Consider the following 24,335-nt stretch of genomic DNA (forward strand, 5'->3'; position numbering starts at 1 on the left):
CGCGCCGGGAGCATGACCGGTCGAGCGGCCCGGTCATGCTCGCTCGCCGGCCGTGGCGGCATAGGCGATGCATCGACGTGCCAACACCTCGGTCGGATCGACAAGCGTTGCCCGAACGCCGTTTCGCGACACGTACTCCGTGCCAGGCAACAGGATCGGCAGCTCGGTACAGCCAAGCACGATCACGTCGACGCCGTCGGAAATCAATCCATCGACCGCCGCCTGGATGTCTTCTGCACATCGTCCCGTCGAGAAACCCGCCTTGACGCCGTGCCTGCCGTAAATCGCTTCCATCACGCGCGCCTGCAACGCGGGCCGCGGCGCAACTTGCGTGAGCCCCTGTGCATCGAGCGCCTTCTTGTACACGCCGCTCTCGATCGTCCCGGACGTTGCCAGCACGCCAACCGCGCGCAGCGCCGGGTAGGTCTCGCGCAGATAGGCGACCGTGACCGTCAGCATGTTGACGATCGGGATGCCGAGCCAAGGCTGAATGCGCTCCACGAACGCATGGGCGGTGTTGCAGGGGATCGCGATGATGTCCGCGCCTCCGTCTTCAAGCTTCTTGCAGGTCGCATACAGCGAAATCGTAGGGTCCGTGCCGGCGCCGACGAGATTTTCCGTTCTATCGGGAATTTGCGGGTTTTGCTCGACCAGCAGCTTGATATGGTCCTGGTCGCGCGACGCCGGCGTGTTGCGAACGATCTTGTTCAGAAAATCGACGGTCGCAGCCGGCCCGACGCCGCCGACGACGCCGACCTTGAACGTCGGCGCGCACGAACCGCCCGGCGCCGAAACGGCGTACTGCGCGTACACCAGATTGGAATCGATCAGCGGCACGCGCTGCGGGCCGAGCGCGTCCGCGACAAGCGCGATTTCCGTCAGGGCCGGGACGATGACCTGCGCCCCCTGATCCGTCAGGTCCTCGCACGCGGCGCGCAGTCGTTCGACCGGCCGCCCTCGGAGGTTGCCGCGCTTGATCCCGTCCGGCCCGTAGATCGCGTCGGTCACGGGATCGATGTCGCCCTGCGCCCGCGGATAGAGGATCTCGAACCGCGGTGAAGGAAAGTACGTCTCGAACAATTTCTTTCCGCGTACATAGTCCGAAGCCATCACGCCAATGCGGGTAACGCCGGGGAACTTTTGCCGCACGTAGGTGCGAAGCGCGTCGACCATGTCGACGATCGGCAGCCGCGTGTTCGCCTTCAGTTCATCGATAAACGTATGGCTCAGAAAGCATGGGAGCACGACGGTCGTCACACCACGCTTCTCGAACTCGCGGATCATGTCGAACACGTAAAGCTTGCGCTCCGTCGTGGCGGCGCTGCTCGATCCCGAACCGCTGAAGGGGCGCTGCTCGAAGATCATGTCGGCATGCTCATCATCGGACGACGCGGCGGCTGCCTTCACCATCTTGAAGAACACGTCGGCGCTTCCGAGCGGGCCAAGACCGCCGACGACGCCGAACTTCCGCCGAGCGGCCACGGATTCGGGGTGTTTCATGCGTTCAGCTCCGGCGTGTCGAATGCGGCATTGCCCGGCGCAGCCGACCGATTACCTTCCCACTTCGCAATCACGGCCGTCGCGACGCTATTGCCGATGACGTTCGTCATCGTGCGCCCCATATCGAGAAGCTGATCGATCGCGAGAACCATGGCGACGCCCGCGGCCGGCAGGTGAAACATCGGGGCCACCGCGGCCACGACGACGACGGATCCGCGCGGCACGCTTGCCATGCCCTTGCTGCTCAGCATGAGAATCAGCAGCATGACGATCTGTTGCGACAACGGCATGTGCACGCCGAAGGCTTGCGCGATGAAGATCGCTGCGAACGCCTGATACATCATCGAACCGTCGAGGTTGAACGCATAGCCCAACGGAAGCGTGAACCCGACCACCTTCTTGTCGACGCCGAACTTCTCCAGTTGTTCGGTCAGGCGTGGATAGGCGGCCTCGCTGCTCGCGGTGGAAAAGGCGATCAATGCGGGTTCGCGCACGGCTTTCAGCAGGCCGACGACGCGTCGCCCAAGAAATGCATAGCCGATACCGACCAGGACCGCCCAAAGGACGAGCAAGCCGAGATAGAACGCGCCGATCAGCTTGCCGTACGTGTAGATCACATCCAGGCCGCGAAGCGTGACCGCTGAAGCGATCGCGCCGAACACGCCGAGCGGCGCCGCTCGCATGACGTAGTTCGTCAGGCGCAACATCACCGGCACCAGTCCGTCGATTGCCTGGATCACGACGCCGACCCGCGGGTCTTTCCTGAGTGCGCTCAGCGCGATGCCAAGGAATACCGAGAATACGAGGATCTGGAGAATGTCGTTGCGCGCCATCGCATCGAGCAGGCTGGTCGGGAATGCGTGCGTGATCACGTCCCGCGCGTTCAACGCAGCCGTATTCAGCCCCGTGTTGACCTCCGCGGCGGAGTCCGTGAGATGAAGACCGGCTCCCGGCTCCAGCGCATTGGCCATGACGAGCCCAAGGCCCAAGGAAACCAGCGACGCGCAGATGAACCAGCCGACCGAACGGAAGCCGATCCGGCCGACGTCGTCACCGCTGTCCATCCCGGCCAGGCCCGACACGAGCGTGGCGAAGACCAGCGGCGCAATGATCATCTTGATCAGCCGCAGAAAGATGTCCGTCACGATCGAAAAGTAACCGGCGACCGCTTTGAGCGTACCGGGATCGGCGAGGTTCTTGTGACACACGTAGCCGGTAACGACACCTAGAACCATGCCGACGGCGATGTTGAGAGTGAGGCGATTTTTCATGTCCATTCGTCCTTGGATGGCGCCGGGTGGCCGAAGCCTGCGGGGCGCTGGGAATGGGCTCAAATGACGCCGGCCGGACGTCACAATTGCCGCTGGAACGAATGGTAGGGAGCGTCAATAAAACCGCGATGCCAGTGCATCATGAGCGTATGCGAGATTCGCATACGCTGGGAAAACCCTAGCCGAGCCGCGGCGACGCCGAACGGAGGTGCTGCCAGAGCGTGTCCAGGAATTCGCTGCGGTTGGAGACATCGCGATAGACGCGCAGCTCGACTTCGAGATGCCACGCCGCCGGCCCGGCAGGCACGAGATCGCCGGTTTCCAGCTCTGCGGCGATCGAACTCCTGGGCAGCCACGCGACGCCCTCACCCGCCAGCACGAGCTTCTTCAACACTTCGGCCATGTCCGACTCATAGTGCAACTGCAGCACGGGCGTTCCGGGCGCCCGGGTGAGCAGCAACGCAAGACAACGTCCGAAGTAGCTGGTGTCCGTATACGAAATGAGCGGCAGCGGAACCTGCTTCGTGCCCGGCAGGCGAAACATGGGCCCCGAGCGCCGGTTCGGCCTGCATGCGGGCATCAGCGTATCGATACCGACGGTCACGTGCTCGTATCGGCCCGGGTCGAGATGCAACGGCAGTTCGGGATGGTGATACGCGAACATCAGCTCGCAGTTCCCGTTGACGAGCATCAGGATCGAGTCGTGAACATTGGTTGGAATGACGCGCGCCCGAACTTCTCCGAAATGGGGCGCAAGCGCCTTGAGCCAGCCGGGCAGAAAATTGAGCGCGATCGTGTGGCCGGCCGCAATCTGCAGACTCTTGCCGGCGATTCGTTGCTCGGTGCGAATGATTGCACGCGTATCGAACAATCGGCTGAGCACGTCTTCAGCCGTCTCGCGAAACAGCTGTCCGGCCGGCGTAAGCACCGGCGGGAAGCTGCTGCGATCGATCAGCTCCGCGCCGATCCACTGCTCGAGCGACTGGATTCGGCGACTGAAGCCCGACTGCGTGACGTTGCGAAACTCCGCGGCGCGGGAGAAGCTCTGGTATTGCGCGAGGGCGATGAAATCCTCGATCCACTTGATTTCCATAGTTGCCTGGGCAAGCCGTGAGCGGTCCGAATTGGAGACACATTAACAAACGGGCAGACAAATCGTTAGGCAAAAAACGCCGGTCAATGCACTGCACCGAACAGTCGAATCACGACGCCGCGCAACCACCGGTTGCCGGCCTCGTGGTGATAGCGCGCGTGCCAATGCTGCCGTACCGCGAAACCTTCGACCGGAATCGGGCATGCATGAACCGCCAGATCGCTCGCCTGAGCCAGCGTCTCGCCGATGTGACGAGGTAGCGTCGTAATCAGGTCGGTCGTCTGGACGATCGCCCCCAAACCCAGGAAACCCGGCAACTCCAGCACGATGTCCCGCTCGATGCCCGCCTGCCGCAATGCCTGTTCGAGGAGTTGCGCCCCCGTCCCCCCCGTGATGGCGACATGTCCTTCGGAACGGTACTGCTTTGCCCCGAGACGACTACGGATCCTCGGGTGATGCCGGTTCGCCAGACATACCCAGTCCTGGTCGTACAGCTTCTGCTGATAAATGCCGCCGCCCAGCCATGGCACATAGCCGATGGCGAGATCGGCTTCGCCGGATTCGAGCGCGCGTTCCGTATTGCCGTCGATCCGTGCGGCTTCCAGCCGAACGCCAGGCGCCTGCGCCCGGACATGGGCCAACAGCCGCGGCAGCAGCGTGATGTGGCTCGCATCGGTCATGCAGATGCGAAAGCGCCGCTGCGCCGTCGCAGGATCGAACGCGATCTCCCACGCGGTGAAGCGCCGCAGAGACTCGAGAATTTCCCGGCAGGGCCCGATCAGCGCGTCGGCCTGCGGCGTCGGCGCCATGCCGCCGGGTGTCCGGACGAAGAGCGGATCGTGCAGGTATTCCCGCAGGTGCCCGAGCCAGATGCTGACCGTCGGCTGGCTCTGGCCCAGTTGCTCGGCCACGCGCGTGACGCTGCGCACGTCGTACAGGAGATCGAAAAGCTGAAGCAGCTTGAGGTCAGGCAGGTCGGCGGGCATCGTCACGTTATTGTCCACAGCAATGACGTCATTGTATCCATTGTATTGTGGATATGAACGGCGACTCCTATCGTGAAGCCAACCATCAAGGAGACACCGTTGAAAATTGCCATTCTGGGCGCTGGCGCACTGGGCTGCGCGATCGGCGCCACCCTCACCCAAGGCGGCCATGAGACCTGGCTGATCGGCCGCTCGCCCGCGCACGTCGATGCGATGAACCGCGACGGCCTGCGCGTCGACGACGCGGGCGGCACCCGCCAGGTACGCGTGCACGCGACGACGCAGGCAGCTGAAGTCGGCACGGCCGACGTGGTCGTGGTGCTGGTCAAGTCGTTCCACACCGACGCTGCGATTCGCGGCGCCCTGTCGCTGGTCGGGCCCGATACCGTCGTGCTGTCGCTGCAGAACGGCCTCGGCCACGAGGACATCCTCAGCGACGCCGTCGGCCGCGAGCGCGTCCTCGCCGGCAAGACCTACGTCGGCGGCGTGCTGCGCGGCGCGGGTCATATCGAATCCGGCGTGATCGGCAAATACACCTACATCGGCGAACTCGACGGCCGCATCACGCCGCGCGTGCAGGCGATCGCGGACGCGTTCAATACGGCCGGCCTCGCGACGACGATCAGCGACAACATCGTCGGCACGATGTGGGACAAGCTGCTGGTGAATGTCGCGACCGGCGCGCTGACGGGCCTGACCGGCCTCACCTACGGGCAGCTCTACGACGAGCCGCTGCTGAAGGCGACGTCGCTCGCGGCCGTGGCCGAGGCGATCGCGGCCGCGCAAGCGGCCGGCGTCAAGCTGTCGATGACCGATCCCGAGCAGGCGTGGACGCTCGCCGCCGAGGGGTTGCCGGCCGCTTTCAAGACCTCGATGCTGCAGAGCCTCGAGAAGGGCTCGATCACCGAGATCGACTTCATCAACGGTTCGGTCGTGCGTGCCGGGCAGCGCTACGGCGTGCCGACCCCGGTCAACGCCACGCTCGTCGCCTGCGTCAAGGGGCTGGAGCGCGCGATGGCCGATCGCCAACGTGAGGAGGCTGCCGCATGAGCGCCACGAAAGCTTATCTGGAACACGTCGCGATCTGGGTGAAGGATATCCACTGGCACATCCGCTTCTTCGAGGACGTGCTCGGCATGACGCTGCGCGAAGTGGACGGCACGCTCGACGCGCCGCGACAGTACTGGACGCTCGGCGGCCTGCAGTTCATCCACGCGCCGGAACACGAAGGCCCGGAAGGCCGGCTCGCCCATCTCGGCGTGATGTGCGAAGACCTGGAGGCCGCGCTGGCCGCCGCACAACGATTCGGCGTGACGGAGATGCCGCAAGGGCGGAACTGGATTCGCCTGCCCGACGGGCTTGCCGTCGAACTGATCCAGGCCAGACCGGCTTCCTGCGTCGCGCAGGCGCTGGCCATCAACCCGCGCGCGGAGGCGTGAACATGACGATCGTCGAAAAATACTGGGACGACGCACGCGAGGGCGACGTGTGCACGAGCCCGAGCTACATCGTGACCAAGGAGCGCATTCTCGCGTACGCCGATCTCACCGGCGACCATACGCCCGTCCACGTGGACGAGGAATACGCGAACGCGAGCCATTTCGGCTGCCTCGTCGCGCACGGGCTGTTCGGCCTGTCCATCGCCGACGGCCTGAAGACGCAAAGCGACTACCGCTTCCTGCCCGGCATGTCGCTCGGCTGGACGTGGGACTTCGTACTGCCGATCAAGGTCGACGACGTGCTTCACGTCAAGTTCCGCGTCGGCTCGATGCGGGCCAGCAAGAGTCGCCCGGGTTGGGGCATCGTGGTGCTGCCGTCGGAGCTGATCAATCAGGACGGCCAGGTCGTTCAACACGGCGAACATCGCCTGATGGTGCCGCGGCGCCCGGAGGCCCTGTAATGCAGGCTCGCCCACTCGAAGGCATTCGCGTCGTCGACTACAGCCACTTCCTTGCCGGCCCGTATGTCGGTCGCTGTCTCGCCGCGCTCGGCGCCGAAGTCATCAAGGTCGAGCGCCCCGGCTCCGGCGACGCCGGACGCCAGCACGCGACCGTGCTCGACGACCAGCAAAGCGGCTACTTCCTCCAGCTCAACATGGGCAAGCGCGGCGTGAGCGTCAACATGAAGGACGCGCGCGGCAAGGCGTTCATGCAGCGCCTGTGCGACTCGGCCGACGTGTTCATCGAGAACTATCGGCCGGGCGCGCTGGACAAGCTCGGGCTCGGCTATGCCGAACTGTCGGCACGCAATCCGGGCCTCGTCTACTGTTCGATTTCGGCGTACGGTCACACCGGTCCCGATGCGCACCGCGCGGGCTTCGGGCTGATCGCGGAAGCCAAGAGCGGCATCATGCAGATGGTGGGCACGCCGGGCGAGCGGCCGCCGCTGCTGCGCATCTCGCTCGGCGACATGTACACCGGCATTCATGCGGTCGCGGCCATCAATGCCGCGCTGCTGGGGCGCGTGAAGAGCGGTCGCGGGCAACACGTCGACATGGCGCTGTACGACACGCTGGTATCGATGCACGAATACGCGGTGCAGTGCTACACGCTGCAGGGCGTGCTGCCCGAGCAGACCGGGCACGACATGCCGACCTCGACGCTCTACGGCGTATTCCGTGCCGCGGACGGCGATCTCGTGATCGCCGCGCAGGTCGACGACGCGTGGAAGCGCTTCGCCGGACTGATCGCGGCGCACGGCGGCCCGGCTGGCTTCGGCACCGACACGCTGTATCACGACAGCACCGGACGCAACGCGCACCGTGCGGAGATCCTGTCGGTCGTCGAGCCGTGGGTGGCCGCGCGTTCCGTCGCGTCGGTACTGGATCTGCTGGACGGGATCGACGTTCCCTGTGCGAAGGTGCAGCGCATCGACGAGGTATTGAACGATCCGCAGATCCAGGCCAGAGGCATGGTCGTCGAGCAACACCATCCGCGCTACGGGACACTGCGCCTGCCCAATCTGCCGTTCCGGTTTTCCGATTGCGATACGACGATTCGCGACGTCGCGCCCGATCTCGGGCAGCACAACGCGGAAATCGCGCGCTCCCTCGGGTTCGATTCGGCCGAAATCGATGCGATGCAGGCCGATGGCGTCCTCTATTCGAAGGAGAACCAATGATGACCGACCAATACGCGGTGATCGGCAATCCGATCGGGCACACGAAATCCCCGCTGATTCACGGTCTCTTCGCACAAGCCACGCGGCAGGACATCGTCTATACGGCCATCGAGGGCCCCGTCGAGCCGGCGGGCGCCTTTGCTGACGCGGTTCGCGCGTTTTTCGACGGCGGCGGCAAGGGCATCAACGTCACCGCGCCGTTCAAGCTCGACGCGTTCGCGATGTCGGACGAACGCAGCGAGCGTGCACAGCTCGCGGGCGCGGCCAATGCGCTGAAGTTCGACGGCGGCCGCATCCTGGCGGACAACTTCGACGGCATCGGACTGGTTCGCGATATCGAAGCGAACCTCCATCTGCCGATGGCCGGCAAGCGCGTACTGGTGCTCGGTGCAGGCGGCGCCGCACGCGGCGCGCTGTTGCCGTTCCTCGAAGCCGGACCGGCCGAACTCGTCATAGCGAATCGCGACGTCGACAAGGCGCGTGCACTCGCCGCGCAGGTCGCAGGACGCGGTTCGCTCGTTGCCAGCGGCTATGCAGACCTCGCGCGGATGGGGCGTTTCGACCTGGTCGTCAACGCGACGTCGGCCAGCCTGACCGGCGACCTGCCGCCGGTCCCGCCGAGCGTCTTCAGTCCGGCCGGCACGGCCTATGAACTTGCATACGGCAAGCGCCTCACGCCGTTTCTCCGGCTCGCGAAAAACGCGGGGGTGCACGGGATCGCGGACGGCGTCGGCATGCTGGTCGAGCAGGCGGCCGAAGCGTTCGCGTGGTGGCGCGGCATACGCCCCGAGACCAGCTCGGTGATCGACCGGCTGGCCGTGCCGTTCGACTGAACACCGGCGGGGTGCCGTGTCGTGAGCAGGTACCCTGCCGCTGCAACCGCTACCGTCGCCCCGATGATGCGTCAGTACCTGAGCCTTGTCTGACAAGGCTCGGCACATGAATCTTCGCCAAGACCGACGCTCGCCCTCCTTCGAGCACCTTTAGCGACCCCAAGCAAGCAGTCGAACATTGCAAGGCGGACGCAGGCGAATCGCGCGAACAGGCGCGAAGCACCTCCCGATGCCTACGCACAAGTAGGGTGCTTACCCATCCGGACCCTTCGGCGCCCATGCCATAATTCCGGCAACGTACCGTCCGGTACGCGATTGCGCCACCGTCATGTCCGCTCTTTTTCGCAGGAAGATGGGCAGCATCCTGGGATTGCTTGCAATCCTGATGGCGACGCTCGCGCCAACGGTATCGCAGAGCCTTTCCTCCGAACGCCAGTTCGACGCGGTATCCGGGGCACTCTGTACCGCGCGCAACGGCGCGGACATTGCAACTCCCGACCACTCGCCGTTACCCGAGAATGCGGCCCACTGGCAGGCATGCGCATATTGCGGGCTGCTTGCCGACATACCCGCGTTACTGGGCGGGGCCACGGGATTCGTGCCGATCGATTCGGCGGTTTATCGCGCCTCGGCTACCCCGTTTCAAACACTCCACGGCACGTTCCACTTCGCTGCGGCCCAGCCGCGTGCGCCTCCATTTTCGTCCTGATCGAGTCAGCCCGACGACGATGCAGATGCCTTTGCATCGCCGTGTTCTCGCGCGTCGTTTAACAGGCTCGCGAGCACATTTCGCGCCTCACACAAGGATCGAATCATGCGCACCATTCCTCCACGCGGCGGTATGCCGATGCTCGCGGCCCTGATCGCGCCGGCTACGCTCGCACTCCCGCTTCTGTTCCCCGCACCCGCATCCGCGCACGCTATCGCCGGTAATCGGGTTTTCCCGGCGACGATGGCGGTCGACGACCCAGGTGTCGGCGACGAACTCAATCTGGAATTCGGCCACGTCAAATCGTTGACCGACGATGGCGACCAGCAGCACACCAACACGACATCGCTCGAATGGGACAAGCTGATCACGCCCAGTTTGGCCCTTTCAGTCGTCGGAACCTACGTCAACATCAACGCGCCGAACGGCGGATCGGCCCACGGCTTCGACAATTTCGCCATCGGCGTCAAATACCGCTTTTACGTGAACGAAAGGCACGAGTTCATGGCCTCGGTTGGCGCGGTCGCGGAACTGGGCGGCACCGGAGCAAGCTCGATCGCCGATCCACACTCGGCGATCACGCCGACGCTTTACGTCGGCAAGGGATTCGGCGATTTGCCGGATAGCCTGAAGTACCTGAAGCCGCTCGCGATCACCGGGACCCTCGGTCCGCGCCTGACGATGAACAGCGCTGACCCGGATGCGTTGAGCTGGGGCGTCACCGTGCAATACAGCCTTCCGTACCTGCAGAATGTCGTACAGGATGTGGGACTCAAGGCGCCGTTCAACAACTTGATCCCGGTCGTCGAGTTCCCGATGAGCACCTGTACCGGCGGTCCCTGTTCGGGACACACGACGGGCAGCATCAATCCCGGCCTGCTCTGGCTCAACCGATGGGGCCAGTTTGGCGCCGAAGCGGTCATTCCAGTCAACCATGCAAGCGGAAAGGGTGTAGGTGTCCTGTTTCAGGCGCACCTGTTTCTGGACGACGTCATGCCTCGCTCGCTTGGCAAGCCATTTTTCGGGAAAGGGGAATAGCCATGCCGGCATTTAAACGAGATCGTCCCGGTTTGCGCGCAGCCGCCATCGCGGCAGGTATCGTGCTCGCGTCGACGGCATTCGCTCACGTGTTTCCGCAAAAGCAGTCACCGTCGGCGGGCGCCGAAGTCGTGCCACCGACAAGGGTGGCGATCGAGTTCGACGGACCGCTTGAACCTGCGTTCAGCTCGTTGAACGTCAGCAATTCGAAGGGTCAACAAGTGAATACCGCGAAGGCGGAGGTCGATCCGAACAACACGAAGTCAATACATGTTTCGCTGCCCACGTTACCGCCCGACACGTACACGGTGCATTGGGTCGCGGTCGCGTCGGACGGACATCGCACGCACGGAGACTATTCGTTCAAAGTGAAGTAATGAACCCGGCGACGGTGTTCTCATCGCGTGGTCACCGTCGTCGCCAACGTAGCAGCCGCGTGTGCAATCGGCGCTGTTTCTTGCTGGAAGATGCGTAGAAACTTTACTAAGATCATCAGGCTAGCCGGCCTCGACATCGAATCTTGCGGAGGTTTCCTTGAAAGCGAAAAGCAAGTTCAGCTTTTTTCCCGACCACCAAGCTCCGCAATCCGTTCGAGCCGCAGTCGCGGTCTACTGGCTTGTATTTTCAGTCTCCTTCCTGCGAATCGTTGCTGAAGTGGGCGTTCCGCCTTTCAACACGACGAATGAAAGGGAAGCGGCAATCACGTTGTTTGGGTTGCTTGCGGTATTTCTTGTATCTTACGCATTCACCATCACGCGCCTTTCAGCCGGAAAGCTCTGGGCAAGGAACCTTGCACTTTTCGTTACGGCACTCCTCGCCGCAACAGCGCTCCATCATCTTTTTGCGGATGGACTTTCCTCCGGGCAGAACAACGTCGTGGGCTTGATAAGCATTGCCATAGAAATTGTTGCGGGGTTATTTTTGCTGACCTCGGAAAGTATCGCGTGGTTCAAATCAAAGGTCAGCTAAACCGAGGTACTCTGCGGTCACCCGGGACCTGCGCTTGCGAGTGTCCGTCATGCGACGGATCGCGTCCCGTCAGGCGACCACGATCTGCACGACTATTCCAGTCTCGACTGTGTTCTTGAACGGCGCACCACGCGTGAACGCCGTGCATCCGTGGTCGTGTCGCGCCTGCTCGTCAGAAGCGATGGTGCAGGCCAGCCATGACGCCCAGTTGGGTCGAGCCCGCTGCTGCGCTCAAGCCGTTGAACCCTTGCAGCTGTGCGCCGATCAGCCCGCCGCGATAGAGCGAGTAGTCGGCCTCGAGATAGACACTTGTGCGCGAAGACAGGCCGTAGTCGGCGACGAGCTGGAACTGCGTGGCGTTGCCGTTGGCACTCGCCGTCTTCCCATTCTGCAGCGTGCGCCAGAAGTTGGCCGACAGATGCGTCCAGTTTCCGACCCGTTGCGTTACGCCGCCATAAAACATCTCGCGTGAGGAGAACTGGGTAAAACCGAGTGCCGTCAACTTGGCAGGCGTGAAGGGGCCGTTCGGCGAATTGCCCGCATAGTCGTGATCCTGGCGATTCACCGCCCAGCCGGCGCTGACTGTCGTATCGGTGCTGAACGTATAGGCCGCACCCGCCGTCCACGTCTTGAAGTGCGCCGAAGTATTCACCGCGTCGCGCATGTCGAGATAGCCCGCCGCGACCCGCAAAGGCAAGTTTGCCGGCAGATACGAAAGCGATGCGCCAATCTGGCTGCCCGCGCCGAACGCGCCTGCAACGCCTCCGAACGCGTACGACAGTTCCAGCGTCACGTCCTGCCAGCGGGCGGCGTACTTAGCCATGTTGCTCGTCCAGGACCCCTGTGCCATGCCGGCTTCCGGCCGAAACTCATACACGGTCGGCAGCCACGGATTCGTGACGTAGCTTCGCAGCACTGCGTCCGCGACCGGATTGAGCTGGCGCCCCAGCGTGAGCCGTCCGAGTGTCGAAGACTTGATGCCGACGAAGGCCGTGTTGAAGAACGGGTAAGACGGGTCGGTTGCCCCGCTGTTCGGAAAGAACCGGTTCTCGAGCTGGAACACGACGCTGTTGCCGCCGCCGAGGTCTTCCGCACCGAGCAGTCCCCAGTGACTTTCGCTCAGACCGCCGTTCGAGAGCTGCGTGCGGTCGTTCCCGGCTTTATCGGCATGGGTCGTATAACGCACGGCCGTGTCGACCAGCCCGTACAGGGTCACCGACGATTGGGCGTGTGCCGTCGCGCAATGCAGCGCAAGGTTGCAGAAGAGTAGCGCGAGCGAGGTCGGCTTGAGTTCGATACCGGTTTTCATGCTTGCCCAGTTTCCGTATTTAAATTTGGATAACTAACAATAACGTAGCGCGTGTTCGAAGCACTCCAGGTCAGGGCCTCTGACTCGGAAGCGACATTCACCAAGCGTGGAACGACGTGACGCTAAGCCTTTGGCTTGCGCGGAGCGAATAGCACCATGGCAACGGCCGCCGCCAGCGAAAACACGGCAAGCACGAGCAAGCCGCTGCTGAAGTTTCCCGATTTCTCGCGCAGCAGCCCAAGAAGCCACGGTGTGACGAAGCCGGAAAAGACGGCAATGGTATTGATGAAGGCGATTCCGGTAGCCGCCACCGGTGCAGCCAGGTAGCTGGACGGAACGCTCCAGAAGATGGGAACCGCAGTCTGAATGCCCACGATCGCAAGCGAAAACAGAACGATTGACGACGTCAGCGTGAGGTCCGACATGGCGAGCACCGAGAGAGAGACGGCGCAGATGACAGCCGGCACGGCGAAATGCCAGCGCCGCTCCATCTTTCTATCGGAATGGACCCCGTTGAACCACATCGCAGCGCCGGCCAGAAGGCTTGGGCCGCCAATGAGGAGCCCGATATCCAGAGCGGACCGAACGCCGAACGATTTCACCACTGCGGGCCCCCAGAAAGCGAGCCCGTAGGCCGCGGCCGTCGTGCAGTAGAAAACCAATGCGAATGCATAGACGCGCCAGTCGCGAACCAGCATGGCGAACGATTGAGCCGAGCGGCCTGCTTGTGTGTTCGCGCGATCACGCGCCAGAGCGAGAACCAGCGACTGGCGCTCGTCATGCTCGAGGAAAGTCGCAGTCGTGGGGTTCTCGCTTAGTCTGGAATACGCAACGAATGCGAATGCGCAGCTCGGCAAGCCTTCCAGGAGAAACAGCCATTGCCAGGCGCGCAGACCCAGAACACCGTTCATGCGGTCCAGGATGAGCCCGGAAAGCGGACCGCCGAGGACCCCCGCCGCCACGGTCGCCATCATGAAACCGGCGATGATTCGTGCGCGCCGGTGGGAAGGCAACCAGAGGCTGAAGTAGTAGATGATGGCCGGAAAGAAACCCGCTTCACACATGCCAAGCAGAAGCCGGGCGATGTAGAACTGAAATGGCGTTTTCACGAACATCGTCGCGGCTGAAACCAGCCCCCAGCCGAACATGATGCGGAAGATCGTTCTGCGTACGCCGATACGCCGAAGCAGCATGCTGCCGGGCACCTCGAACGCCATGTAGGTCAGAAAAAACAATCCTGCGCCAAGGCCGTATGCGGCGTCCGAGAGCCCGAGATCCGAGCGCATGTGCAAATGCGCGTAGCCGATGTTGAGGCGGTCCAGCGTGCACAAGACATAGCCGATGAAAAGCACCGGCAGCAGCCTTCGAACGACTTTCCGATAGATCTGCTCGATGTCGTGATCCGCTACGGCGAGTGCCTGGGTCCCGGCGGACGCGGCGAAATCCTGTCTCATGTGTCCCCTTTAATAATGAGCAGAGGACAACGAGTACAGCAAAATGTCAGCCTCTGCGTATACGCAGAATGCCGCAACGATTCAAATGAGTCATTTAATGTATACCCTGCCTGTTGTTATGAATATGTCTCCGGACTACAATGCCGCGCCGGCGATCAAGGACTGCTCGTTCGGGAAAGCCGCGAGCATGTCGGCAAAGTTGTTCGCGCCCGCGGAAATGTGGTTCGTCATGGCTTTGGCCGCCGCCTCTTCGTCGCCAGCGAGAATGGCGTCCAGAATCTCGCGATGCTCCTTGAGCGACGCACGTATCCGTGCCGGACGGTCGAAGCGGATATCGATGATACCCCGCATCCGTGCCCTGAGCGTGCGTAACTGCTGGTTCAGATAGTCGTTGTGGCAGGCGTTGTAGATTGCCGTATGGAACCGGGTGTTGGCGGCGCGATAAGCAGCGGCGTCGCTCTGCAAGGCGGCTGCGCTGCATGCCTCGTAGCTTTCACGCAGGACGGCCGTTTCTTCATTGGTAATGCGGCGGGCGGCGAGGCCTGCTGCCAGCGCCTCCAGTGAGGTGAGCACTTCGTTGAGTCCAACGTATGCGCGCAACGAGATGGACGATACCACCGCACCCTGGCGAGGAATCAGCGTCACGAGGCCGGTCGCGGCCAGTTGCAGCAGCGCCTCCCGGGCGGGCGTGCGCGAGACCCCGAAACGACGAACCAGCAACTGTTCGTCGATCTGCGTACCGCTGGGCAGTTCGCCGCTGAGGATTTCCTCGCTCAGTTCGCGCCTGATCGTATCCGTCAAATTCTGTTTCTGCTCTTGCATGGCTCCCCCGCATCCCTTGACGCATACATCATACGCGTCCCGGTTGCGAAAGCGTAGATTCAGCCAGGGAAAACCTGGATGTTTCCCATTCAATGTATACGTAAATATTATGTACGAATACATTGAAGGAGAAGCTTGTGGAACCGACACCCGACGGTGTGCCGACGCTCACCCTGACCGGGGGCATCGCCCGGATCACGCTCAACCGCCCCGCGCAGGCCAACCGGCTCGGACCGGACGACCTCGCGGCGCTTTCGGCGCATATCGCCGCGGTCAATACCAGCGACGCGCTGGTGCTCCAGCTCGCCGGCAGCGGCAAGCACTTCTGCAGCGGGTTCGACCTGGGCAAGTTTGCGACTCGCACCGACAAGTCGGCGTTCGAAGACGTGGTCAATGCGCTCGAAGACTGTCGCCCGGTGACGATCGCCGCGATCAACGGCGGCGTGTACGGCGGAGCGACCGATCTGGCGCTGGCCTGCGATTTCCGCATCGGCGTCGAGGCCACGCGGATGTTCATGCCCGCGGCGCGTCTGGGCCTGCATTTCTATCAGCGGGGCCTGGAGCGTTACGTGTCGCGACTCGGTCTGGACATGGCCAAACGGATGTTTCTGACATGCGCGGAATTCGACGCCGGGCAACTGCTCGCATGCGGCTTTCTGACCGAGTGCGTCGCTCGCGAGGATCTCGACGCGCGCGTGACCGCATTCAGTGAGCACCTGGCCGGGATGGCGCCCATTCCCCTGCTGGGCATGAAGCGCCACCTCAACGCGATAGCGCGCAATGCACTTGATGTCGAAGCGCTCGACGCGGACATCCGACGCGCGGTTGCGTCGTCCGACCTCGCAGAAGGTGCGCGCGCATGGGCGGAGAAACGTCGCCCGAATTTCACCGGCCAATAGGAGCCAAATGCCATGGCAGATCTCTCGCCTCAACCTGCATTGGCAGGGTTGCGCGTCCTGGATCTTTCGCGAGTTCGCGCGGGCCCGACATGCGTGCGCATGCTGGCCGACTTCGGCGCCGACGTGATCCGGATCGAGCCGCCACCCGGCGTCGACGCAAACGACTCGATGTTCGCCGATAACCGCAAGGGCGGCGACTTCCAGAACCTGAACCGCAACAAGCGCGGCTTCACGCTCAACCTGAAGACGCCGGAGGGCATCGACATCCTCTATCGTCTCGTGAAGACGGCGGACGTCGTCGTCGAAAACTGGCGGCCCGACGTCAAGGCCAGATTGGGGATGGACTACGAGACGCTGGACAGGTTGAATCCGCGGGTCATTCTCGCGAGTATTTCCGGTTTCGGTCAGGATGGCCCTTACGCGAAGCGCCCCGGTTTCGACCAGATCATTCAAGGCATGGGCGGGTTGATGTCGCTCACCGGGACGCCGGAAAGCGGGCCCACGCGCGCGGGCATTGCCGTCGCCGATTCGAGCACCGGCTTGTACGCGGCGATCGGCATTCTCACCGCGCTGTTCGAGCGCGAGCGCAGCGGTAAGGGGCAATGGGTACACACGAGTTTGCTGCATTCACAGATTGCCATGCTGGACTTTCAGGCCGCGCGATACCTCGTCGAAGGCGATATTCCTGCGCCCGCAGGCAACGACCATCCGACCGCCGCACCGATGGGCGTGTACGAAGCTGCTGACGGGGCGTTCAATCTGGGTGTCTCCGGAGTCGGGCAATGGGAAGCGCTGTGCCGCACGCTAGGACGTGCGGAGTGGCTGACTGATGCCCGATTCGAAAGCAATCGTGCGCGTGTCTCGAACCGCGTCGAACTGAACGCCGAGCTTCAGTCCATCTTCGCAACGAAGACGGTCGACCATTGGGTCACGCTGCTCAACGAAGCCAGCATCCCGGCCGGCCCGATCTACAGCGTGCCGCAACTTTTCGAAGACAGGCAGGTGAAGCATCTTCGCGTCGTGCAGGAAGCCGTCAGGGCGGATGGACATGCGCTGCCGATGATCGCGCAGCCCGTCACGCTCGAGCGCACGCCGGCGAAGATCTCGGCCCCCGCGCCGGAGTTTGGCGAACACACCGATGCGATCCTGGAAGAGCTTGGCTTCTCAGCGACCGCAATCGCAGAACTACGTAATTCGAACGTCGTTTGAGGCAGCCCGCAATGAATGAAGATCAGCGTAACTTCGATGCATTGAGTGCTCTCGAACAACGCATCAAACCCGTCGGACTTTCGCTCGAAGATATGGGCGGCAAAGCGGGTTCAGCCGAACACGGTGTTCTACTGCCCGCGCCCGCATTTCCCGGACCGGATCCAATCGGCTCGCGAATCTCGGACTACCGCCCCTGCGGGTAGATGAGCGGGCGGAGCTCGGTTTGCCCGACGACGCGCATTTGTGCGGTTCGGGAGGGAAAGTGGTCAGTCGAGTGGCGGTTCCATGTGGCCGTGAGGCGACCGCGAAAACCGGATCAGAGTCGCTCGAGAAATTCAAGGAAAAGCAAGATGACGATGAGGATGCCAATCCATCTCACCGTCACATTGAGGTTTGCGAGCTTGAGGCCCAGCGCGACCACCGAATCCGCGACGAGTTTCGTCGTAACGTCGCTCTCCTGCTCTCCGCTCCGCTCGGTCCCACGCAATGAAGTCGTCGCAAAGTCGATTCGAAGGCCGGTGACATAGCCCGTTGCAATAGTCGGCCATTCGATCGTGTCGTTGGGTTTGAGAAAAAGTCGAGACTGCCGTGCGGGATCAGCCGTCGGGCGCCCGGCCAAATACAGGTGTCGCATGGTCAATCCCAACTCTACCGCGCCAAGCTGGCCATCCGCGCTCGCCTTCGCAAGCACCTGCAGGCAAGCGTCGGGAATGTGGCAGGCGAGCCACCATTGATCGGGCTCGTCGACTTCGTCGTCGGCACGATTGAAGCCGAGCCGGGCACTGCCGAGCGCGACGTCGGACAACGAGGTACCCAGCTCGTCTTCCAGCGCACGCAGGCCCAGCAGGTCGGCCGCGGTGACGTCGCGCGCCTCGAAAGTCACCTGAAGCGTGCGCGTCGAGCGGTGCGTGTCGCCCATGATCGACAACTCCTGCCCTTCGATACTCGCCACGCCGTGTAGCGACGTGGAAAGTGTCGGCTGCTTGCCTGCGTCCAGTGGCTCGACGAGTTGTTGCACGATCTGAAGCTGCTCCAGCTTCAACCACAAGGACGTCGCCGCGTGGTACGTCTGCTTCTCGTCGTCGGACCCGACGTGTTCAACGGTGCGAGCCTTCTGCCCGATCGGACTCACCGCCCACCCTGTTTCCAGAAAATCCATGACACCCCCCCGCTGCTGCCCGTTACATCAAGCTCCTCGCTGGCGAAAAAACGCGAGTGTCATCCGTCTGACCATGTGATTGAATCATCCGTTGTTTCGTACCGCCTCGCAGTAGGGGGAAACGTGGCATTTTGCTTACGCCGCGCCTTCGCCAATCGTGTGCTGAATCGGCACGGTCTGGAAGTGATACCCGTCAAGCGTGCGTCGAATGCCCGTATGACGCAGCAGCACCTGCTCTCGAGCGACACCGCTTCAGTTAGGCATACTTGTCGCCGACCGTACTGCGAATCGGATGGGTATCGTAGATGATGGTCATCCGTTCGATCAGCCCCGCCACGTCGAACTCGAACACGTCGACGCACTCGAAGCGCGCCACCGAGCCGTCTTTCAGCGCCCAGTCGTAGATGAAGTAACCTGTCGCACGTCGAGCCCCGCTCGTGCTGACGCAGATATCGATCGGTGTAATCTTGCTTTCTCCCGACGCGGCAGCGACCTTCGAAAAGAAGGGTTCAGGGTGCATCCAGCCGAGAAATGGCGAGAAAATCTGCGCGTCCGGCGTAAATAGCGCACAGATGGCACCGACATCGCCTCGCTCCAGTTCTCGAAGGTAGGCGCGAACCTGTTGCGCATGGCGTGATTCCGATATTGAACCCAAAATTATCCTCCGATGATTCGTCGACAACCCCGTTCATTCGTCAGAACAGGACATCCAGTAGACGCACGATAGCGACGCACCGATGACCGAACAATCGAAAAATTTGCAATCCCGGTATGCAGCGCATGCATATCCGCTGGCTGACCTGACGCGGCCGCTCCCGCCGTTGGCAGCGATCCAGTCATTCGTCGCTGCGGCGCAGCTCGGCAGCGTCAGCAAGGCTGCGGATCATCTCTGCCGTACGCAAGGCGCGGTGAGCCGCCAGATACAGCAGCTGGAATCGCATTATGGATGCGCGCTCTTTGTGCGCCATGTATCGGGCCTGACGTTGACGGCAGAAGGACATGCACTGCTGACGGTCGCGGTCAACGTGCTCACGCAACTGGTTCAGCACGCGGACGTCCATGCACGGGCGACCTCGGTTCTCACGTTGCAGCTGCCGTCCACGTTCGCCATTCGCTGGTTGCTCCCGCGGCTGCCGGAGATTCATCGTGCGATGAGCGGGACGGAGCTTCGTATTTCGACATCCGCGGACGATACGCCGGATTTCTCGACGTCCGACGTCGATGCCATCATCGTGCGAGGCACGGGGCAGTGGACCGGCATGGAAGCGGTACCGCTGTTTTCCGAGATGCTCACGCCGATGTGCGCGCCCGCCCTGGCGACATCACTGCGATCCGTTGCCGACCTTGCGCATGTCGACCTGCTCCATCCCGGGCCCAGCCACGCAGAGTGGAAATGCTGGCTCGATCATGTCGGCGCACACCAGATCGATGCGGGGCGCGGCCTGGTATTCGATACCCTCGAATTGACGCTCGCGGCATCGATGGAAGGACACGGCATTGCCATCGGCGACCCACGAATGGCAAGAGACCGGCTCCGTGCCGGATCGCTGGTGACACCGTTCGAGGATGTGGTTCAGGACGGCCTTTCCTACTTCCTCGTCTATCCGCCCCAACGTGCGGCACAACCGAAGATTCGCGCCCTCGCCGACGTCTTGCTACGACTTGCGCGAGAAGACTGATCGCCACGCGAACGTCCGATACCTGGGTGGAACCGGTATTCAAATGTCCCACCCAGCGTGCGTTGGAGGCGCTGTCGACGATGCCGGTTGCGTGAACGCCCGGACTCGCGATTACTCGCTGCGGCCCGACGCAAGGTTTGCGTCGATCCACGATGCTACGTCGGTGACCGGAATGGCGTGGCGCTGGTTGAACGTCCCGCGCTTGTCCCATGCGACACCCCGTCCTTGTGCAAAAGCCGCGCGATACTTGCGCATCATATTGTTCGGGTCGCGCGCCAGTTCATCAAGCAAGTACTGCTCACTCCACACCGAACGGCTGAAGGGGCGGCCGAGGCCCGCTTGCAGCTTGTCGGCGACTTCCCCGTAAGTCACGGTGTCGCCGGCCAGATACACGATCTCGTTCCGGATACGCGGTTGGGCGAACACGATCGCGGCAGTCAGCGCGCCGATATCGTCGGGCGTCGTCAGCGTCACGGCGGTATCGAGGCTGCCCAGCGCGTGAACTGCGTCGTTCTGCAGGTCGACGACACCGAAGTCCGGCTCGAACAGGTAGCTCATGAACATGCCGGTCGAGACGATGACCCACTCGGTCTCGTGCTGACTGCGCAGCAACTCGCGCACGTCCAGCTGGGCGTCGAAGATGTCCTGCGGACTGCCACGGCCGATCGCGTCGAAATCGACGCCGAATTGCCATGGGAAGTACCTCGGGATGCGCGCCTGCAACGCAGCGCGTGCCAACTTCATCGGCGTGTCGATTCCAGCCGTAATGCCCGCGCAGCCGATTACCGTGTCGTATCGCGCGAACAAGGCGGCGAGCTCATCGATTGAGCTCTTCACAAAATCGCCTACGACGATCTCGATCCCGAGATCTCGAATCTCCGCGATATCATGCCGCTTCGCTGGTGCGCTGGACTCAACGGCACTTGCGCGCAGCAGCACGCTGACCTTCGCACCGGCCACGTCCTTCGCCCGGCGCGCAAGATTGCGCAGGACCGGGAGGCCGAGTTCGCCGGCACCGAGCACGAGAATGTTTTGGGACGTTGCGTTAGGATCTGCTTGGTTCATCGTCTAGCCTGCCAAAGAATGAGTTGCGGCAGTCTAGCAATGCGGGAACGTGGTTGAAAGAAGGTACACGCGTGATACTGGGAGCCAGGCAGTTGGATCGAGACGAACTTCTCCAATATTCACAGACCGTATGTGACGGCCTGAAAGACGACGACGACGGATTGCGGCGGGAGGTGCTCGCCCATGCCGGAAGCCGTTGGTCGCTCGGTGTCATCCATACGCTCGGCGTGTATGGCCGGCTGCGCCATGCAGAAATCGGCAGGCGCATGCACGGGGTGACCCAGCGCATGTTGACGCGCACATTACGACAGCTCGAGCGTGACGGCCTGGTGCTCCGTCACGATTTCGAGGAGGTACCCCCTAGAGTCGAATACGAGCTGTCCGACACGGGTATGGAGCTGCTCGTTCGCATGGTCCCGCTGTGGACCTGGATCGTCGAGAATGCGGACCGCTTCCGGGAAGCGAGGCAGAATTTCGACAGGCAGCACGTCGACGAAAGCTCATAGCCCGCCGGGGTCCGCCCCCTCAAGCGCACGCCGCGCCGCGCGCGGGCAGGTCGACGACCGATTGCATGAACCGTTGATCGACCGTCGCGGCGATACGCTGGGCCGTTTCGTACAACGCCGCACCGATCTGCGTGACCGACCTCGCGCCCGCCTCTCCCGGCAGCGCCAGGTACGGGCACGCGAGGATCGCGATGGCCGAACCCGACTTGTCGATGATCGGCGTCGCGATATCGGTGATGCCGGGAATGCGCGCATTGGGGCGGCAGAGATAGCCGTCGGCCAGATGGGGCGGCAACGCGTCGTCGCCGGGCGGCGGATTGCGCGGGCCAACATCGTGCCCGCCGGCCCGCGACAAACCGGCCCGCACCGCTTCGTCCTGAAAGGCCAGGTACATCTCGCCCGCCGCGCTGCCATGCAGCGGCACACGCGTCCCGACACGAACCGCGATGTTCCATTCCGTTTCGGCGCCGGCCGTTGCGATAACGATCATCGTGTCGCCGTCGAACACCGTCAGGTAACACGACTGGACCATCTGCAATGCGAACTGTTGCAGCAGCGGCGTGACGAGCGCGCCCAGCGATCGGGTCGGCGCATGATGCTGTCCGAGGAAGTAGAGCTTCATGGTGAGCGCGTACCGGTCGTAGCGATCCACCCTGTAGATGTAGCCGCGGTCCTCGAGCACCTGCATCATCCGGTACAGCTCGCTTCGGCTGCGCTTCAACGCGCGACAGATCTCCGCCTGCGCCATGCCGTACTGGCGATCGATGAGCAGCTCGAGGATATCGAGGCCTTTCTCGAGCGCCGGGGCGCGATAGCTGGTCTTTTTCCTGGGTCCCGGGCTGTCGGGAGGATCGACCGGGTCCATATCGGGATTCCGCATATGCCACATTGCCTCTGGAATTCAGCTCACTCTCGCCACGCCGGCATGACCCGCGTCGCATCGGGACGTCTGCGCCGATCGACCGTCAACGTGCTTCGGGCCACCACGGCTGCGGCGTTTCCCGGATCAGGTAGTAGTCGAGGTTCTTGCCGGCCAGCCACCGCGGACGTGCGCCCTTCCCCGACCACGAGCGGCCCGTGTTCGGATCGTAGTATTTCGCCGGCGCCTTCCGGGGCTGCGCCTTGATGAAGCCTGCCGCGCGCAGCAGCTCGATTTCGGTGATGCCGAACTGCCGGACGTGCTCGGCAATCTCCTTGAGCCGGGCCTGCTTCTCCTTCTGCCGGACTTCTTCGACGATCAGGTTCAGTTGACCCAGTTGCTGTTGCAGTTCGCGAATGGTGGGACTTTTCATTTGACACGTTCAGGGAAGACTCGACAGTTGCAGTTCGACCGCACACGACACGGCGCGGCTTCGCATGCGAAAAAAGGGCGGAACGCCCGCTCACGAAAGCTGGATCGCATGGATCACGCCGCGCAGGTTCCTGCATGACGCCTCCTTGACGCGCGGCAGCGCCGCATGCACCTGGTCGCGCAGTTGCGGAAGCTCCGACACGAAGCGGTCGAGCACCGCCGCCAGGCGCGCGGCGCGCATCGCTTCGTCGGGTTTCAACAGGAAGGTATCCGGCAGTCCGAAATGACTGAAAAGCCCCTGGAATTTGTCCTGGTAGGTCAGCGCCGCGACGGGTACGCCCATGCCGAGGCTCGCGATCGCGAGATGCATGCGGCCGGTCACCACGCCGTCGACCTGCCCCGAAATGGCCTTCAGTTCGGCCGCCGACATGCGGGCGCGCGGATAGCACAGCCGGTCGCCCATCGTCGCGGCCAATGCGTCGTGCAGCGGCTCCAGACAGGTATCGTCGCCGTCGCGGCCGCGATAGTCGTGAGACAGCAGGACGATGCTGACGCGATGCCGTGTCGCGAGTCCGCGCAGCGCCTCCTGCGCCGACGCGACGAGCGCGGCGATATCCGCGTCGCTGGCCCGCCGGATCAGCATCGGGTGCAGGTTGAATGCGATCGCGATGTCGCCGGCCGCACGCCGCGATGCGACCCACGACGCCGTGCGCCTGACGCAATCCGACGCGTCGTCCGGCTGAAGCATGAAGGCGGAATCCGCCACGAGCTCGGCGGGCGTCGAACTGAAACGCCTGAATCGGTCGAGCGAGACGCCGTCGCGCACATTGACCAGCAGCCGCGCGTCGATTTGATCGAATGCATGCCTCAGTTGCCGGTACGGCTGGCGGTTGAAGCTGAAGCCGAGGATCGTACCGGCCACGCCGCGCCTGACCAGCAGGTCGGCCGTCGCCAGCAGCCGCAGCGACGTCATCGGCGAGTAGTAGCCGTCCATCACGTCGGCGCCGATGACGACTACCGCGCTCGGCCGCAATGCGGCCAGCCGTTCGACGGTGTCCATCAGGCGCCATGGTTCGCGCCATGCGTCGACCGCCTGAAAGCCGAGCCGGGTCGCGGCGTCCGCCGCCTCCGGCGTGGCCGTGACGACCGACACCTTCAACGCGCCATTGGCAAGACGCAAGCGCTCGACGACCGCACGCAGCATCGCCTCGTCGCCTTTCGAGCCGACCAGCGTCCACGGATCGCACGGCAGGATCAGCAGATGGGCGCCCGGTGCGGCGGCATTTTCCGCGCCACGCCGTGCGGCCTCGCGACGCCATTGCCTGGTCAGCCGCGTGACATACAGCCACACGCGCAGCCGCTGCTTCAGATCGGCCAGTTTCGACATGTTCGATTCCCCAGTGTGGTTCGACGGTTTCGGTGG

27 protein-coding genes are annotated in these 24,335 nt (G+C 63.1%); 14 read left to right on the plus strand and 13 right to left on the minus strand.

The genetic code is table 11. The annotated features are described in order from the left end of the window. Positions 1-33: 33 nt before the first annotated feature. From U5798_RS26310 to U5798_RS26325, 4 genes are all read right to left on the minus strand, one after another. On the minus strand, positions 34-1,500 hold the full coding sequence (locus tag U5798_RS26310) for an aspartate/glutamate racemase family protein (RefSeq protein WP_322083706.1): 1,467 nt from the start codon (positions 1,498-1,500) through the stop codon (positions 34-36). Further along, complete coding sequence (locus U5798_RS26315) at positions 1,497-2,771, minus strand: dicarboxylate/amino acid:cation symporter (protein WP_322083707.1); 1,275 nt, start codon at positions 2,769-2,771, stop codon at positions 1,497-1,499. Before U5798_RS26315 ends, U5798_RS26310 begins: the two co-directional genes overlap by 4 nt. 178 nt (positions 2,772-2,949) lie before the next feature. Beyond that, complete coding sequence (locus tag U5798_RS26320) at positions 2,950-3,864, minus strand: LysR substrate-binding domain-containing protein (RefSeq protein ID WP_322083708.1); 915 nt, start codon at positions 3,862-3,864, stop codon at positions 2,950-2,952. 83 nt (positions 3,865-3,947) lie between these two features. Next, positions 3,948-4,868: a LysR family transcriptional regulator gene (locus tag U5798_RS26325; protein ID WP_322083709.1), complete on the minus strand. Its 921-nt coding sequence runs from the start codon at positions 4,866-4,868 to the stop codon at positions 3,948-3,950. An 81-nt stretch (positions 4,869-4,949) separates the two neighbouring features. On the opposite strand from U5798_RS26325, the gene U5798_RS26330 reads away from it, so the two are divergent. The 9 genes from U5798_RS26330 to U5798_RS26370 all read left to right on the plus strand — a co-directional run bounded on the left by U5798_RS26330 (position 4,950) and on the right by U5798_RS26370 (position 11,519). After that, entirely contained in the window at positions 4,950-5,900 is a 951-nt protein-coding gene (locus U5798_RS26330; protein ID WP_322083710.1) for a 2-dehydropantoate 2-reductase, read from the plus strand. Next, entirely contained in the window at positions 5,897-6,289 is a 393-nt protein-coding gene (locus U5798_RS26335; RefSeq protein WP_322083711.1) for a VOC family protein, read from the plus strand. Before U5798_RS26330 ends, U5798_RS26335 begins: the two co-directional genes overlap by 4 nt. 2 nt (positions 6,290-6,291) lie before the next feature. Then, a complete protein-coding gene (locus U5798_RS26340) occupies positions 6,292-6,750 on the plus strand; it encodes a MaoC family dehydratase (protein ID WP_322083712.1) in 459 nt (152 codons plus the stop codon). Next, positions 6,750-7,970 (plus strand): CoA transferase, encoded by a 1,221-nt coding sequence (locus tag U5798_RS26345; RefSeq protein WP_322083713.1) that lies wholly within the window; start codon positions 6,750-6,752, stop codon positions 7,968-7,970. The genes U5798_RS26340 and U5798_RS26345 overlap by 1 nt, the downstream gene beginning before the upstream one ends. Beyond that, positions 7,970-8,803, plus strand: coding sequence for a shikimate dehydrogenase (gene aroE, locus U5798_RS26350; RefSeq protein WP_322083745.1), 834 nt, complete (start codon positions 7,970-7,972; stop codon positions 8,801-8,803). Before U5798_RS26345 ends, aroE begins: the two co-directional genes overlap by 1 nt. Before the next feature lie 352 nt (positions 8,804-9,155). Continuing rightward, entirely contained in the window at positions 9,156-9,512 is a 357-nt protein-coding gene (locus tag U5798_RS26355) for a DUF2946 domain-containing protein (RefSeq protein ID WP_322083714.1), read from the plus strand. 105 nt (positions 9,513-9,617) lie between these two features. Further along, entirely contained in the window at positions 9,618-10,550 is a 933-nt protein-coding gene (locus U5798_RS26360) for a hypothetical protein (protein ID WP_322083715.1), read from the plus strand. 2 nt (positions 10,551-10,552) lie between these two features. Beyond that, positions 10,553-10,927, plus strand: a complete 375-nt coding sequence (locus tag U5798_RS26365) for a copper resistance protein CopC (RefSeq protein ID WP_322083716.1) — start codon at positions 10,553-10,555, stop codon at positions 10,925-10,927. Positions 10,928-11,084: 157 nt separating this feature from the next. Beyond that, positions 11,085-11,519, plus strand: coding sequence for a hypothetical protein (locus tag U5798_RS26370; RefSeq protein WP_322083717.1), 435 nt, complete (start codon positions 11,085-11,087; stop codon positions 11,517-11,519). Positions 11,520-11,691: 172 nt separating this feature from the next. Here U5798_RS26370 and U5798_RS26375 read toward each other — a convergent pair whose 3' ends face one another. From U5798_RS26375 to U5798_RS26385, 3 genes are all read right to left on the minus strand, one after another. Then, positions 11,692-12,828: a porin gene (locus U5798_RS26375; protein ID WP_322083718.1), complete on the minus strand. Its 1,137-nt coding sequence runs from the start codon at positions 12,826-12,828 to the stop codon at positions 11,692-11,694. A 122-nt stretch (positions 12,829-12,950) separates the two neighbouring features. Then, positions 12,951-14,282, minus strand: coding sequence for an MFS transporter (locus tag U5798_RS26380; protein WP_322083719.1), 1,332 nt, complete (start codon positions 14,280-14,282; stop codon positions 12,951-12,953). A 135-nt stretch (positions 14,283-14,417) separates the two neighbouring features. Beyond that, on the minus strand, positions 14,418-15,104 hold the full coding sequence (locus U5798_RS26385) for a GntR family transcriptional regulator (protein ID WP_322083720.1): 687 nt from the start codon (positions 15,102-15,104) through the stop codon (positions 14,418-14,420). Between the two features lie 137 nt (positions 15,105-15,241). On the opposite strand from U5798_RS26385, the gene U5798_RS26390 reads away from it, so the two are divergent. From U5798_RS26390 to U5798_RS26400, 3 genes are read left to right on the plus strand one after another with little or no spacing between them, the layout of a single operon-like run. Beyond that, the gene (locus U5798_RS26390) at positions 15,242-16,003 is read left to right on the plus strand and encodes an enoyl-CoA hydratase/isomerase family protein (protein WP_322083721.1); all 762 of its coding nucleotides are present in this window, start codon (positions 15,242-15,244) and stop codon (positions 16,001-16,003) included. A 12-nt stretch (positions 16,004-16,015) separates the two neighbouring features. Continuing rightward, positions 16,016-17,212 carry a CoA transferase gene (locus U5798_RS26395; RefSeq protein WP_322083722.1) on the plus strand — a complete coding sequence of 399 codons (1,197 nt, stop codon included), beginning with the start codon at positions 16,016-16,018 and terminating at the stop codon, positions 17,210-17,212. An 11-nt stretch (positions 17,213-17,223) separates the two neighbouring features. Beyond that, positions 17,224-17,415 carry a hypothetical protein gene (locus U5798_RS26400; protein WP_322083723.1) on the plus strand — a complete coding sequence of 64 codons (192 nt, stop codon included), beginning with the start codon at positions 17,224-17,226 and terminating at the stop codon, positions 17,413-17,415. Positions 17,416-17,528: 113 nt separating this feature from the next. Here the strand turns inward: U5798_RS26400 and U5798_RS26405 are convergent, their stop codons facing one another. Continuing rightward, positions 17,529-18,371 carry a hypothetical protein gene (locus U5798_RS26405; protein ID WP_322083724.1) on the minus strand — a complete coding sequence of 281 codons (843 nt, stop codon included), beginning with the start codon at positions 18,369-18,371 and terminating at the stop codon, positions 17,529-17,531. A 256-nt stretch (positions 18,372-18,627) separates the two neighbouring features. Continuing rightward, positions 18,628-19,026: a nuclear transport factor 2 family protein gene (locus U5798_RS26410; protein WP_322083746.1), complete on the minus strand. Its 399-nt coding sequence runs from the start codon at positions 19,024-19,026 to the stop codon at positions 18,628-18,630. A gap of 82 nt (positions 19,027-19,108) precedes the next feature. Between U5798_RS26410 and U5798_RS26415 the strand changes: the two genes are divergently transcribed. Further along, positions 19,109-20,050, plus strand: a complete 942-nt coding sequence (locus U5798_RS26415) for a LysR substrate-binding domain-containing protein (RefSeq protein WP_322083725.1) — start codon at positions 19,109-19,111, stop codon at positions 20,048-20,050. Positions 20,051-20,161: 111 nt separating this feature from the next. On the opposite strand, the gene U5798_RS26420 is transcribed toward U5798_RS26415, so the two are convergent. Next, positions 20,162-21,115, minus strand: a complete 954-nt coding sequence (locus U5798_RS26420) for an aromatic alcohol reductase (protein ID WP_322083726.1) — start codon at positions 21,113-21,115, stop codon at positions 20,162-20,164. Positions 21,116-21,207: 92 nt separating this feature from the next. Between U5798_RS26420 and U5798_RS26425 the strand changes: the two genes are divergently transcribed. Continuing rightward, positions 21,208-21,621, plus strand: coding sequence for a helix-turn-helix domain-containing protein (locus U5798_RS26425; protein WP_322083727.1), 414 nt, complete (start codon positions 21,208-21,210; stop codon positions 21,619-21,621). A 19-nt stretch (positions 21,622-21,640) separates the two neighbouring features. Here U5798_RS26425 and U5798_RS26430 read toward each other — a convergent pair whose 3' ends face one another. The 3 genes from U5798_RS26430 to U5798_RS26440 all read right to left on the minus strand — a co-directional run bounded on the left by U5798_RS26430 (position 21,641) and on the right by U5798_RS26440 (position 24,299). After that, positions 21,641-22,486 (minus strand): IclR family transcriptional regulator, encoded by an 846-nt coding sequence (locus tag U5798_RS26430; protein WP_322083728.1) that lies wholly within the window; start codon positions 22,484-22,486, stop codon positions 21,641-21,643. Positions 22,487-22,586: 100 nt separating this feature from the next. Continuing rightward, positions 22,587-22,913, minus strand: coding sequence for an H-NS histone family protein (locus U5798_RS26435; protein WP_322083729.1), 327 nt, complete (start codon positions 22,911-22,913; stop codon positions 22,587-22,589). Positions 22,914-23,003: 90 nt separating this feature from the next. Beyond that, on the minus strand, positions 23,004-24,299 hold the full coding sequence (locus U5798_RS26440; protein WP_322083730.1) for a polysaccharide pyruvyl transferase family protein: 1,296 nt from the start codon (positions 24,297-24,299) through the stop codon (positions 23,004-23,006). Between the last annotated feature and the right edge of the window lie 36 nt (positions 24,300-24,335).

This window comes from Burkholderia sp. BCC1972 (assembly GCF_905339605.1).
In the GTDB taxonomy this organism is placed as follows: Bacteria; Pseudomonadota; Gammaproteobacteria; order Burkholderiales; family Burkholderiaceae; genus Burkholderia.

What these genes read in the sequence shown, in the direction of transcription:
- U5798_RS26310 (WP_322083706.1), bottom strand. Translation starts at nt 1,500, where the DNA reads ATGAAACACCCCGAATCCGTGGCCGCTCGGCGGAAGTTCGGCGTCGTC.
- U5798_RS26315 (WP_322083707.1), bottom strand. Translation starts at nt 2,771, where the DNA reads ATGAAAAATCGCCTCACTCTCAACATCGCCGTCGGCATGGTTCTAGGT.
- U5798_RS26320 (WP_322083708.1), bottom strand. Translation starts at nt 3,864, where the DNA reads ATGGAAATCAAGTGGATCGAGGATTTCATCGCCCTCGCGCAATACCAG.
- U5798_RS26335 (WP_322083711.1), top strand. Translation starts at nt 5,897, where the DNA reads ATGAGCGCCACGAAAGCTTATCTGGAACACGTCGCGATCTGGGTGAAG.
- U5798_RS26340 (WP_322083712.1), top strand. Translation starts at nt 6,292, where the DNA reads ATGACGATCGTCGAAAAATACTGGGACGACGCACGCGAGGGCGACGTG.
- U5798_RS26345 (WP_322083713.1), top strand. Translation starts at nt 6,750, where the DNA reads ATGCAGGCTCGCCCACTCGAAGGCATTCGCGTCGTCGACTACAGCCAC.
- aroE (WP_322083745.1), top strand. Translation starts at nt 7,970, where the DNA reads ATGACCGACCAATACGCGGTGATCGGCAATCCGATCGGGCACACGAAA.
- U5798_RS26355 (WP_322083714.1), top strand. Translation starts at nt 9,156, where the DNA reads ATGGGCAGCATCCTGGGATTGCTTGCAATCCTGATGGCGACGCTCGCG.
- U5798_RS26360 (WP_322083715.1), top strand. Translation starts at nt 9,618, where the DNA reads ATGCGCACCATTCCTCCACGCGGCGGTATGCCGATGCTCGCGGCCCTG.
- U5798_RS26365 (WP_322083716.1), top strand. Translation starts at nt 10,553, where the DNA reads ATGCCGGCATTTAAACGAGATCGTCCCGGTTTGCGCGCAGCCGCCATC.
- U5798_RS26375 (WP_322083718.1), bottom strand. Translation starts at nt 12,828, where the DNA reads ATGAAAACCGGTATCGAACTCAAGCCGACCTCGCTCGCGCTACTCTTC.
- U5798_RS26380 (WP_322083719.1), bottom strand. Translation starts at nt 14,282, where the DNA reads ATGAGACAGGATTTCGCCGCGTCCGCCGGGACCCAGGCACTCGCCGTA.
- U5798_RS26385 (WP_322083720.1), bottom strand. Translation starts at nt 15,104, where the DNA reads ATGCAAGAGCAGAAACAGAATTTGACGGATACGATCAGGCGCGAACTG.
- U5798_RS26395 (WP_322083722.1), top strand. Translation starts at nt 16,016, where the DNA reads ATGGCAGATCTCTCGCCTCAACCTGCATTGGCAGGGTTGCGCGTCCTG.
- U5798_RS26400 (WP_322083723.1), top strand. Translation starts at nt 17,224, where the DNA reads ATGAATGAAGATCAGCGTAACTTCGATGCATTGAGTGCTCTCGAACAA.
- U5798_RS26405 (WP_322083724.1), bottom strand. Translation starts at nt 18,371, where the DNA reads ATGGATTTTCTGGAAACAGGGTGGGCGGTGAGTCCGATCGGGCAGAAG.
- U5798_RS26415 (WP_322083725.1), top strand. Translation starts at nt 19,109, where the DNA reads ATGACCGAACAATCGAAAAATTTGCAATCCCGGTATGCAGCGCATGCA.
- U5798_RS26420 (WP_322083726.1), bottom strand. Translation starts at nt 21,115, where the DNA reads ATGAACCAAGCAGATCCTAACGCAACGTCCCAAAACATTCTCGTGCTC.
- U5798_RS26430 (WP_322083728.1), bottom strand. Translation starts at nt 22,486, where the DNA reads ATGGACCCGGTCGATCCTCCCGACAGCCCGGGACCCAGGAAAAAGACC.
- U5798_RS26435 (WP_322083729.1), bottom strand. Translation starts at nt 22,913, where the DNA reads ATGAAAAGTCCCACCATTCGCGAACTGCAACAGCAACTGGGTCAACTG.
- U5798_RS26440 (WP_322083730.1), bottom strand. Translation starts at nt 24,299, where the DNA reads ATGTCGAAACTGGCCGATCTGAAGCAGCGGCTGCGCGTGTGGCTGTAT.